Annotated in this window: 9 protein-coding genes and 1 pseudogene; all 10 read right to left on the minus strand. The window is 59.6% G+C overall.

Annotated features, from left to right (window positions below; all coding sequences use genetic code 11):
* Positions 1-134 precede the first annotated feature (134 nt).
* Positions 135-1,118, minus strand: a complete 984-nt coding sequence (repB, locus tag SINAR_RS0100720) for a plasmid partitioning protein RepB (protein WP_027997249.1) — start codon at positions 1,116-1,118, stop codon at positions 135-137.
* On the minus strand, positions 1,115-2,311 hold the full coding sequence (repA, locus tag SINAR_RS0100725; RefSeq protein ID WP_027997250.1) for a plasmid partitioning protein RepA: 1,197 nt from the start codon (positions 2,309-2,311) through the stop codon (positions 1,115-1,117). Before repA ends, repB begins: the two co-directional genes overlap by 4 nt.
* Before the next feature lie 229 nt (positions 2,312-2,540).
* Positions 2,541-3,416, minus strand: coding sequence for an ArdC family protein (locus SINAR_RS0100730; protein WP_027997251.1), 876 nt, complete (start codon positions 3,414-3,416; stop codon positions 2,541-2,543).
* A 221-nt stretch (positions 3,417-3,637) separates the two neighbouring features.
* A complete protein-coding gene (locus SINAR_RS01000000132900; RefSeq protein WP_234710553.1) occupies positions 3,638-4,576 on the minus strand; it encodes a Fic/DOC family protein in 939 nt (312 codons plus the stop codon).
* A 197-nt stretch (positions 4,577-4,773) separates the two neighbouring features.
* Entirely contained in the window at positions 4,774-4,977 is a 204-nt protein-coding gene (locus tag SINAR_RS0100740; RefSeq protein ID WP_012881325.1) for an antitoxin VbhA family protein, read from the minus strand.
* A gap of 120 nt (positions 4,978-5,097) precedes the next feature.
* On the minus strand, positions 5,098-5,430 hold the full coding sequence (locus tag SINAR_RS0100745; RefSeq protein ID WP_027991192.1) for a DUF736 family protein: 333 nt from the start codon (positions 5,428-5,430) through the stop codon (positions 5,098-5,100).
* Between the two features lie 398 nt (positions 5,431-5,828).
* Positions 5,829-6,321: pseudogene (locus SINAR_RS01000000132905) on the minus strand (thermonuclease family protein).
* Between the two features lie 11 nt (positions 6,322-6,332).
* Positions 6,333-7,610 (minus strand): plasmid replication protein RepC, encoded by a 1,278-nt coding sequence (repC, locus tag SINAR_RS0100755; RefSeq protein WP_027997252.1) that lies wholly within the window; start codon positions 7,608-7,610, stop codon positions 6,333-6,335.
* A 574-nt stretch (positions 7,611-8,184) separates the two neighbouring features.
* Positions 8,185-10,113 carry a ParB/RepB/Spo0J family partition protein gene (locus tag SINAR_RS0100760; protein ID WP_027997253.1) on the minus strand — a complete coding sequence of 643 codons (1,929 nt, stop codon included), beginning with the start codon at positions 10,111-10,113 and terminating at the stop codon, positions 8,185-8,187.
* A gap of 1,078 nt (positions 10,114-11,191) precedes the next feature.
* The coding region (locus SINAR_RS0100765) for a hypothetical protein (protein WP_209439292.1) at positions 11,192-11,562 on the minus strand (371 nt) is incomplete at its 5' end.

The following is an 11,562-nucleotide window of genomic DNA, read 5'->3' on the forward strand; positions in this document are numbered from 1 at the left end:
CAAAAGAAATCCGCTCACCAAAACGGCGCCAAAGACTCTTGACTGGGATTCGGGGAAATGCGATTCTCGGTTTGCTACAACACAGAGAAGGGCTTCCACGACGGCAACGTTTGGGGGCCTTTTTCTTTTGCGGCTCAGTCTCCTGTGCGTTTAAATTCTGCGTAAAGCTCATCGAGCTTATTCGTGAGAAACTCCCCGAAGGCGGGCGCTTCGTCGGCTTTGAGCGCCAACGTGTAAGTCTTGCCGTCAGCCTTGATGCTGCCCGTCAGCGCTTTTCCCTCTCGTGGTCTCCATGTTTTCGCGGTCGGCTTGGCCGCTTTTCCGAGCAACTGGCCAAGCGCCAGATCAAAGCGTTTGTCGCTGTCCGCTCCGGAGAACACTTCAGACCCGAACAAGGCCTCCAGCTTCCATAATTTCTTCTCGGAGTAGGCCTCAGCGAACGCGATCCATTTTCTCCTTCCGTATGCGGGAGTATTGCCGATCTGGGCGACGACACGCGCAGGAATGGACGAGGCAACCGAGATCATCTTCGAAAGTTCGGTTTTGTCCGTAGTGAGCGCCTTCATGATTACCGCGCGCTTGAAGCCACGCTCTTCGAGAGTCTGCGCGAACATCGCTTTCTCGATGTAAGTCAGGTTGCTGCGGGCGGTGTTTTCCACGCCTTGCGCGACAACGAGCTCCTCGTCGGCAATCTGCTTGACGACAGCCTTCACCGGAATTCCGAGGATGCGAGCCGCCCTAAGCCGGCGATGACCGTATGCTACCTGGTAGCGCCCTTCCCGCTCCGGATGCGGGCGGACTAAAATCGGAACCTCCTGACCGCTTCCCGCAATCGACTGCACAAACGGATCATTTTCCGTAAGCGCGACTTCCCCGATCCGGTCTCTCACAAAGGAATCGTCAATAAGTTCTGGGTCGAGGTCCTGCACGCGAAGTCCGGCGATCAAGGCTTCCTGCATCGCCCTCGCCTCTTCCTCCATTTTGCCCAGCGTCAAAGCCATTGAGCGGACCGGGCCAGCCGGCCCGCGTTCCGCTTCCTTCTCCTCCTCAAAGTTGGCCATGGCCAACTCTTCGACGGCGTCGCCGAAAATACCCTTTAGAGTGTTCCTTCTGCTCATGCACGGCCCCATGTTCTGTGGACCTCGGCAAGAACTTCGCCGTTGGCCGCATTCACGGATTCCAGAGCCCGGTCGTAAGTCGACTTGCGCACCTGGCCTTTCTCGATCTCGTATAGCGTCTGTTTCGTTAGCCCTGCGTCCGCTATTGACGTTGACTTAAGGACGGTAGCGGTGAGCACATCATTGCCGAACAGGCTACGCAGAAGCGCTACGATCTGAGACTGCGGCCCGTCGAACGGTTCGTGCCGGGTGACGATGTACTTTATGAAATCATGCTGAAGGTCGCCGCCTGCCTTCCTGACGACGGAAAGCAGGTCTGATGTCATGAGCAGGAATTGGGACATCGAAGCTACGTCGACCATTTGAGGATGAATTGTGATGAGCAGAGAGGTGGCGGCACAGACCGCACCAAGCGTGAGGTAACCGAGCTGCGGAGGGCAGTCGATAACGACCAGGTCGTAGTCCTGCTCGACCTCCGCAATCGCCGCTCCGACGCGCTTGAAGAACACTTCTCCGTTTCTGGACCGGTCGTTCAGCGCACGCGGCGTGTCATGCTCGAACTCCATGAGCTCGAGATTTCCAGGCACGAGGTCGAGCCCGTCGAAATAGGTCTTCCTGATGATCTCCTTCAGCGGCCGGCGCTTCTCATCGTACCGAATCGCGCCATACAGCGTGTCGCCGTCATCGACATCAAACTCCGGCTGCACGCCAAGCATTGACGTCAATGATGCTTGGGGATCGAGATCGACCGCGAGAACGCGATAGCCTGCCAGCGCAAGGTATTGGGCAAGGTACAATGTAGTGGTGGTCTTTGCCGAACCGCCCTTGAAGTTGGTAACTGCGATCGTCTGAAGCTTCTCGCCCGATCGCCTGCGAGGGAGATATGTGAGTGCGTCCTTAGGCTTGATGGAAGCCATGTGGTGGCGCAGCTCGTTTATCTGGGCAAGGGTATAGGATCGCCTGCCGTTCGAGGAGACCTCCGGCGTTGGCCCCTTGCCATCGATCGAAAGCTGACGAAGATAACCATCGGAGACGCCCACCATCTGTGCGGCTTCCCCAGACGTGAACGTCCTGAGCGTCTTCTGCGAAAGCGGCGGAAACAAGCGTTCACGCAGCAGCTTGAGTTGCCTCGAAAGCTGTTTTGCGTGGCGCTCGATGCGGACATCTGTCGTCGAGACGTTTTGTATATTCACGTGAGGGATTTCCTTCCGATGCGCTTTTTGTGCGTCTTTCCCGTAAAAAGCGTATCGAAAGATGCCATGATTCGGAAATATCGGCAATGAGACCCGCTTTGTCGCGAGTCACAGCAAAAGTTGGCCATGGCCAACTGCCAACTTGGAACAACGCGCAGAACCACAAACGGCCGGCCGCAATCTCTCCGATTTGGCACGCCGTGAGCATATTGCCCTCAGCGCCCGACCTTTATAACGAAGGGACTCTCTGCTGCTCGTGCAAGAAATCCGCGGCAGCCTGGGCTTTGGCGGCCGCGGTGATGATCGCCCGCTTGTCGTTCTTCAACGCCTTGAGCCAGCTTTCCAGGTAGGTGGCGGTATTGTCGCGAGGATCGTGGGCCACTCCAAGATCAGCGCAGAGGAATGAAGCGGAGAGCTCGGCAACCAGCTCCTCGATAGCGTAGCTTTCACTGCCAAATCGACCGCTCAAGTCACGGTCGAGGCGATGCTTTGCGCCTGACCAGTGTGACATTTCGTGCAGCAAAGTCGAGTAGAGGTGAACCTCGTCGACGAAGCGTGCCCGATCGGGCATGAGGATATCGTCGGGGGCGGGACGATAGCAGGCGGTCGTTCCGCCGTAGGTGATCGCCGCGCCGGTGCTGCGGACGAAGGTTTCGACGGTCTCAAGATGCGGGACTGGCGTCGCCGGCAGCTCCTCGACCGGTCGATAGAACCGGTCTGGAAGGTTCTCGATCTGCTCGACGTTGAAGACCGTGTAGCCCTTGAGATACGGGATCGCGCGTTCGTCGTCATCTTCGCGCTCCTTGGGGGTGAAGGTGCCGTACTTGACGACGAGGGACCCCTTCTCGCCCTTTCGAACCTGGCCGCCGAGATTCTGAGCTTGGCGGTAGGTCATCCAGGTGTTTTCCTCGTAGCCGGTGAGCTCGCTTGCGAGCCACAGCATCAGGACGTTGATCCCGCGATAGGCTTCGCCTGTAGCGCGGCGCGGCACGAGGGAGCCGCGGCTGTTTCCGCGCCAGGGCCGAATCCACGGCTTTGTGCCGGCTTCAAGCTGCTCGATGATGGTATCGGTGATGCGCTGGTAGGTGTCCTTGATGCTCTGCATTGCCGTCTCCTTCCGTTGGTTGACGGCAAAAAACGGAGATAGCCGACGCGAGCCCATGCACCCGAAGGGCCGCAACAGAGTGGAGGACCGCGCCAGCGGTTGCGTGGGGGAGGGGCTATCGTAGCTTGTCCGTCAAATCACCCAACGGAAGGAGAGGGCGCAGAACATCGGCGCCTTCCGCTCACGGGTAGCTCTTGCAGCCTATAGAGCCGGTGGGCAGGTTACCGCTCGCGATCGTCGTCATCACGCTCCCGACTGCGCTGTGCCGCCATTTGCGCTTCGATCGCCTTCAACTCCGGGTTATGGTCCTGCTGTGGCGACCGCGCTGGCGCCGGCTGCTGCGATTGCGCCTCCTGGGCCGGCTGCTCTCGCTTCACTCGGGAAAAGTCCGATCGGGCAGTGAAGGTAATTTCCTCGTCGTCCGGCAACCTGTCCGGCAGATCCGCGCGATCGGCGACGATAATCCCTTGATCGACCACAAGGCTGGCAATGTGATCGTCGCGGCCGAGAAGCGTTCCTGTGATCTCCTCGCCCGGGCGGGCTGTGCGAACATGGTGTTGCAGAGGCTCTTCGCCGACCTCTCGCAAATCTTCGAATGCGGATCGAATGGCCTCCCGGCGGGCCGGGTTCATCGCATCCTCTATCACATGCTTCATTGCGGGACTGGACGGGTCGTTCGTGGTCTCGATCGACGCCTCGATCATGCGCGGCTTGGTGATTACGGAAAAATCGATCTCTCGGCCGTAATGGCGGCCCAGCTCGGAAATAAACGCCTCCTGAGCACGTCCGTTTCCCTCTCTGAATGGATGCACATAGTTCAACTCTGAGAGGACTTTCCCGGCGCGCTCAGCGAACTCCTCAGGCGTTGCATTGCGAAGGGTCTGCGGATCTCGGATCGGCTTCAGCGCCTCGTCCAGACCCATTTCTAGGCGCGAGCCGGGCAGGAAGGACGTGCCGCCCTTAGAGAGGCCGCCGATCGGCTCTACGCGCTGACCCTCGACGACGGGACTTTCGTTGCGCGTATGACCGGCCCATTCGTAGACATCCTGAAAAATGTAGCCGTGAATCGCCTTCAGGTGAGCCTTGTCGAAATTGCCTTGCGGGCCGTCTCCTTCAGCAATTTCCTGCATCCGCACGGCGGTCGCGCGATACTCTTTCACGCGCAGCTCGGAATGGGTTTCAATTCCCCATCTGTTTTTCAGAACGTTCTTCCGGTCTGGATCGTCCGGTCTGGATCGTCCGAGGTGTTGGGATAGGTGTAGGAACCTTTGGGGCGCTCATCAGCCATGGCGAAGCTCAACAAAAAGCCGCCAGCTCTAAGCAGGCGGCCTTCTGCTCTTGAAGGTTGATCGGGAGGTTATCTGACAGGCGGCTCGATCATGAGCTGCCGGTATTCCTCGCGTGTGATGTCGCCGGCGACGTACCGCGCGGTCGCCTCCTCGAGGGCAGGATCGTGAACATAGCCCTGCCGGATATTGGCAGCGCGCGCCTGCTCGGCGGCCTTGCGCCGCTTCTCGATAGCTTCCGGGGAACGATCCGGACGGCGGGAATGAACGTTCATCGGCAAATCTCCAGTTACGGGCCACCCTAGCAGGAAAAATGCTGAAAATCCAGCACTTTGCCGGATTCTCCGGCCTTTCGAAGGTGGGCGCCCGGCTGCTCGCCGGGCGCTGTGAGCGGTTTAATCGCGGGGTTCCCATTCGATGATCGCCTGCAGGGAGGCGTCGTCCTGGCCGGGGAACCGGCCGAGATTGGCGTTGTAGCGAAGCTTGCGGATCGAGAGGGTGTAGTACGGCTTGCCGTCCTGGTTCTCTTTCTTCCAGATGCCGCCGACCTCGATGTCATGGCCGCGCGGTGACTTGGCGTAGACGCGGTGCGTCGGGGCCTTTTCATTGTCGGACTCGAACGGCACGACCTTGATGTCCATGTCGCGGTCGATGGTGGAGATGAGGCCGGCGCCCTTTGCGGTGTCGAGGTTGTCGCCGTCGAACTGGATGTAGTTGGTGATGTTCATGTCTTTCACTCCTCTTTGGTGGTTGCGATGATCGTTCCAAGGCACGGCGGAAAGCGGTGCGCACCGTAGGCCGGAGCGTGAGCGGAGGAGGCGAGAGGACGCAAAAATTTGCTTCGCGAGGAAGCCGAAGGCGGGGAAATTTTTGTGGCGTCCGCTTTGCGTAAACCGGCGCCGACGTGCGAACGAGCGTCAAAAGCAACCGCCTTGGAGGAGTGTGGCTTGAACCGTTTTGGCAACGTTTCCCCGTTTGTCAGCGGCGTACCAACCGCACAATTTGCAGCAATATTATCCAATACAGCGGCCTGATCAACGGGTTTTGCGGCGATTCGGACCAAGACATTGAAGCAATATGGTTCATACGCCGTCGGCGCCATTGCTCCGTATTGGCTATCTCGCGGTCACGGTATCCGGGAAGATTTGGAACGGCGGTATTCGTGCGGGCTTTCGATCTCGGCGGACCACATGCCAAAGCCATTATCGCGGGCGCGACTCTCGGCCTGGCCGTACTCGACCTCGCTGATCGAGTGGGTCGCCGGCAGATACCGTAGCATTGCCTCCGCCAGTCCTGCCTTCACCATCGCAAGGCCGATATCGACGTCCCCAATGAAGCACTGGCCCACCAGGCGGCGATACTGATCCTGATCGATGATGTCGCAGCGAACGTGCTGACCGTCGATCATTTTCCCAAGATAGCTGCGAGCTGCCACGCCACGGCCATAACTTCCCGTCTTTCAATCCGGTCTGGTCGCGCTCGCAAGCATCGATGGCTGCGATCCTGATCCGCTGATTTCTGATGCTGATGGTGTCGCCATCGATCACACGAGCACGGCCGGAATAATCCGCGGCCTCCGCACCGTGAACGACGACGAGGGCGGCGAAAAGCGGCGGCAAAGCGTTACGTCTCAATGTCTGACCTCCATGGAATTTCGGGCGGCGAGCCCGAAGACAGAGCGGGCGAGATGCAATTCGCCCGCGGCGGCGCGGTCCGTCATAGCCCGCAAATATCCTCCCGGCGAGCTGACTTCCTGCCGGTCGTATTTCTCAAGTGTCACGGCGACGGCGACGGCGGCTTGCTGCTCGCCCATCTGCTCGACCGCGCGGGCGCGGGCATCCTCGGAGATCCCGGCAAACCGGCACATCAGCGGCACGGCCCGCGCTAGGTCGGCCCAACTGCGGGGGGCAAACCCGTAGGTCTTCAGCGCTGGCACCGCCCTCAGCACGTCTTGTAATGCCACCATTGCCTGCGGCAAGCGCCGCGGCTGGTTGATTTCGCTCCGGCCTCGCCTCAGGCTTTCTTCAAAAGCCCATTTGCTGGCGGAGCCAGCCTTAGACGAACTGAGTTGTTCGGCGTTAGCCGAACGCCGTTCCTGATTACTCTCGTCAAAGGGATGAGGAGTTGTAATCTGTTTGTGCATGCCGTTTTCGACATACGGGCATGTCATATTTTGCGTTTCTTGCGCTTCTGCCGATCGGCGCGGGAGCTGCATCATCCGCTCTATCAACCACTCCAGAAGAGCCGTTGCCCGGCGTAGCACGCGACTCGATGCCTTGCCGGCGATTCCCACAATGTTGCTCACCCGCTCGATCCGGGCGCCAAGACGGCTCAAAGAATCCTCCGAGAGACGCGCGGCGGCCGAGAGAGCATAGCGAGCATTGCGAAGCGCCCCGCGGTAGCGCCGTAGCGCCGCGTCGGCGGCTTTCTTCTGAGCCCGAACCTGTCTCACGAGCTCGTCAAGCTCGGCATATCGCACGATCAGGATGCGAAGGTCGATTCCGCAACCGTCCGTGATCTCGCCGTCGCCATTGCGGATGGGATAGCGCTTGTAGTTGCCGCTGTCCTGCATCGTGATCAGGCCAGCGTCGAAGAGGCTGGATAGCATGCGGCTGACGCGACCGACCGACCGGCCAATTTCGAAGGCCAGTTGCTGGTTCGACTTGAATACGATCGGACGGCCGGACCTGTCGAATGATTCAGCGGGAACCGTATTGATCAGCGCGACCAACAGGTGGCTTTCGGTCCCGTTGATTAGCCCTGTGCATGTCAGGCTTTGAGCAAGCACGGCCAATTGGGCACGCGTCACGGTTCCGATATCCGCCGACTCTGCCAGACGCCGGAATTGCGCACGCTGCGGCGTTATCCTGCGGCCGATTGGCCGCTGATGAATTTGGGTATTCCCCATTCCTCGTCTCCACTTAGGGACCAGGCAAAGCTTCGCCGTTCACCGAAACGGTGCTTTTGCAATTGACAGGGAAGGGAGGGTCTGCGAGAAAGGATTCGGCTAATTTATTGACTCATAGACCCCGCTTCCGGACTTGTTCGGGAGCGGTTTTTTCTTTTCTGGTCGGGCCTGTCATCTCCATGAAATTTGATCAGAATGCGTGAGCGCCGGAATCACGACTGATTCCGCCATTTAAAAAATAACCCCATAAACCAAAAAGGTGCAATAACGTGCTACACGCAAAAGCCTCTAAGGCGTGTGTTTAGCCGCGAATGCCCTTATTTCTTAATAGCTTGCCGCATTTTTGCTGATTTTAGAACGCCGGCTTTGAGCCCCAAAGCTGAAGCAATTTGATGCACACCAGTTTCTGAAACGCAAGAAAACCCGGGCGGGAAGGGGAGTTTGAGGGGAGGGGGAATCGGGCCTCCCCTCAACATGATTGTGGGCCAGGTCGATCCTGGCCCACGGTCATCGGCGGTCGTGAAAGCGTGAGGGCCGATCACGCGGAAGGAACGTGACCGGCCCGCGACTGATGTCACTCAGCCGCTTGGGGGAACTGCTCGTCTTCCGCGATGCTCTCGGCTCCAAGCTCCTGTTCCGCCTCGGCGGGGGCTATACGAAGCGGGGAGGGTATCCAGCCGGTTCCGGCAACAAGGCGATCTGCGATCGTAACGGCTTCGGACTTTTTGGCGGCGGCTCTCACCGACAATTCCGCTTCGCTGCCTCTCGCCTCGGCCAACGAAAGCTCAATGGTCGTGCGGTTGACGTGCTTGAAATAGCTGTCGCCGGTCGTCTCGAACCAATCTGGCATGTTCACTTCGAGCGCTCGGCCAAGCTGGTTCGCCTGCTCGATGCCCTTCTTGCGGTTTGTAAACTTCTTCTCCACCGCATTGACCGAGTGCGCCGCACCGAATGCGAGAAGCATCAGCACCATGTCTTGCGGCTGCTCCAACAGCCATTCGAACAGATCGGCAGGGTTTCCCGGCAGGTGATGGCCGTAGTTGTCCGCAAGATCGTTGAAGGCGGAAAGCCCCTTGCAGCTTTCGGCGTCCTTCATCGACGGCTCCAAGCGTTCGTGCGTGAGCGACAATTGCAATGCGCTCTGCTCCGAATTGTACGGGTAGGCCACGCTGAGCAGCATCGCGTGAACGACGGCGACAAGGGCTACGTCCGGATTGTTCGCCAGTTCGATACGCAAGGCGGCGGTCTTGTGAGCCGTCAGGTCCTCGATCAGCGCGGCGGAATGGCTGATGCTCGGTGCCTTGGGTGTTGCCGCGCTGATGGCGCTCGGCAAGCCTTCGCCGTCCTCGTCCCCATCTCCCGCCGCCTCGACTTCTCCCGGCTTCACAAAGCCGCGCTCGATGGCAAGCCGGCCGCAATAGTCGAGGAACACGAAGGTTCCCGCCTGTTCCAACGCCTCCGCGCTATAGACTTCCGATCGGGCATTGAGGGTGTCGATCCGCTTTTCGAGGTCGGAAAGCTTCGCCTCTGCCTCGTCGTCGGCCATGCCGCTTTCAATCAACTCGGCAATCTCGTCGTATTCTGCCTGTGCGGCATCAAGCGCCGCCTGATCTTCATCGGAAAGAGGAAGAGCCTCGGGATAGTGGCGCTTCATCGCATGATAACCGGCAGGGGCCGTGGCGGAGCACTCGACCCATTTCCAGCCTTCGGCCCGAACGGTCGCGGCGGCCGTCTCGAGCTTTTCAGCCACCAACTTTTCAACCAAAGCGACGTTCATCGCGTAACCGGCGTTGCGGTCGTCGAAGAGATCGCGCTTTACCGATCCACCGGCTTCCTCATATGCAGCCAGCCCGCCGATGAACTGCACTCGCTTATCCGTCGCCGGAATCATTTCCTCGGTGAGCGCTCGCCGGATGGAATGAGGATCGCGGTTCCAAGAGGTGAGCGAGTTCCAGACGGCCACCTGCCTTTCGTGATCATCGCTCACTGTGAAGGCCGATAGCTGCGCGAAGCTCATGTTCTCGTCGCGGAAATGCTGCAACAGGACCGGCGAAACGCGGGCCAGCGCCAGCCGCTTGCGGACGACAGTTTCGGTCGCGCCGAAACGCGCCGCGATGTCGGCAATGTCCTTTCCCTGCTTGGCAAGCGCGTCGAATGCCTCGTACTGATCGATGGGATGCATATCCTCGCGCATGACGTTCTCTGCGAGGCTGATTTCCGTGGCGATCTCCCCTTCTCGCTCCTTGCATTCGACGGGGTAATCCTTGGCGATCTCGCCCGCCTCGGCCAACAGATTGAGCGCAGCCAATCGGCGGCCGCCGGCAACGACGAAATAGCGGCCCTTCTTGTCGCCCTTACGAACAACGAGGTTCTGCAGAAGCCGGTAGCCGTCGGCGCGAATGTTCGCAGCCAGCGCCTCGATGCCCTCGGCGCTGTAGGTCTTTCGCACGTTCCTCGGATCGGCGTCGAGCTTGCTCAATGCAACGGTGATGATGTCAGTCATGATGCTTCCCTTTTTCCCTATTCCCGCGAAGCGGCCTCATGCCCGAAGGGGCAGGAGCCCCGCTCCTGCTCCCGAGCTCGCGCGGAGCAGCGGGGGAGAGGGGGGCAAGGTGACAAATCGGAGGGGGATCACCCGCCCGAGGCGTGAGCCGAAGGGGCGACGGATGATCCGCACATGCGGATCCGCGTCGATCCTGCACGGAGCGAGCCGAAGGCGAGCGGAGGAAGGACGGGGAGACCGATTTTCGCCTTGTTGGGGGAGAGGCGGGCAGAGCCCTCTTTCCCCCTCAAAAGTAAACAAAGAGCATATCAGGCGCAGGCGTAGCCGAAGCCAGTTCGCGCACCGCTTGACCGGTAAAAAGGGCAGCCGTAGGAGGTTTAGCATTAGCGCCGCCCGAAGGGCGGAAACCGGGACCGACTGCCCCGGCGAGCGGTTCATTTTGGTCTTCCACCTCTGGTGCCGGCATTTCCCACAAGCCTTCGGCAAACCCTACGGCGCTACCTGACGGGCGCGGGTTGCCTTCGGCTGCTCCGCTCCCTGAGGGTCGCTGCGGCCGCTTGCCGGCCTGTGCCGGGCGCGGCTGGAAAACGCATCGCGCGACTACGCTGAACTCCTCAACGGAGTGGTGAGCGGAAGTGCAATTTGGAGAGCCGGACAGCGGCTCTGCAGGACTTCTGCCATTCATTCACTCCAGACGGGTCGACGGGCATTTCGGCGTGCCGAAAGGCGGGCAAGCTTTTCGGGGGAAATTTCAAGAAGTGACGACATAACGCGGATCGCGCATGGAATGCTCGCGCGATTGTCCGAAGATGCGCCCAGACGTCCATTGCCTTCACTGCAGATGGCAGCTTTGCTTCGAAAAAGTGGTTGGCAAAGACGGGGCAGCGCCCAAAGGGGAGGGGGAAGGGCGCTGCCCTCCGGTCGACTTAGCGAACCTATTGCGGGGAACGATAGTCGACCGATGTTGGTGCAGAGGCCGCTCCTACGCGCTGGCAACCAACCACTGATAGAGACAATTCACCCGGTTCGGCCGAGACGTATGCCTGGCACGAGAGCCGATCATCAGGGTGGCGGTGCATCACCCATAATCTTGGCTCACTTTGATGGTCTCAAAGATGACGGAAATGGATCTGAGGATTTCTTGGGCGAGATAATTAGACGCGGCTGCAGAATCTGCGGCGTCCGCGGACGCAAAGGCCGTGATGATTTGGTCGGGAGCTGTCCAGATTGTATCGCCGATTTGCTCAACGACCTCCTTCAGGGAAGCTTCAACCCCATAGCGACAGAAACGGAAATGCCGTCGCAGTCGCAGGTAGACGTGGATTGCCATCGCGGTGGCGAATTCTCGCTCTTGGCTGCCCAGGAGGTTATGACGCATCTCCGGATCGATTTCCATTAGGGGAATAAGGACGGCGGCTGCGGTCAGTTCCTTGCGCATTCCCCGGCCTC

Origin of the sequence: Sinorhizobium arboris LMG 14919 (assembly GCF_000427465.1) — a bacterium.
GTDB classification, from domain to species: domain Bacteria; phylum Pseudomonadota; class Alphaproteobacteria; order Rhizobiales; family Rhizobiaceae; genus Sinorhizobium; species Sinorhizobium arboris.

What these genes read in the sequence shown, in the direction of transcription:
- SINAR_RS0100730 (WP_027997251.1), bottom strand. Translation starts at nt 3,416, where the DNA reads ATGCAGAGCATCAAGGACACCTACCAGCGCATCACCGATACCATCATC.
- SINAR_RS0100745 (WP_027991192.1), bottom strand. Translation starts at nt 5,430, where the DNA reads ATGAACATCACCAACTACATCCAGTTCGACGGCGACAACCTCGACACC.
- SINAR_RS0100740 (WP_012881325.1), bottom strand. Translation starts at nt 4,977, where the DNA reads ATGAACGTTCATTCCCGCCGTCCGGATCGTTCCCCGGAAGCTATCGAG.
- SINAR_RS0100760 (WP_027997253.1), bottom strand. Translation starts at nt 10,113, where the DNA reads ATGACTGACATCATCACCGTTGCATTGAGCAAGCTCGACGCCGATCCG.
- repB (WP_027997249.1), bottom strand. Translation starts at nt 1,118, where the DNA reads ATGAGCAGAAGGAACACTCTAAAGGGTATTTTCGGCGACGCCGTCGAA.
- repC (WP_027997252.1), bottom strand. Translation starts at nt 7,610, where the DNA reads ATGGGGAATACCCAAATTCATCAGCGGCCAATCGGCCGCAGGATAACG.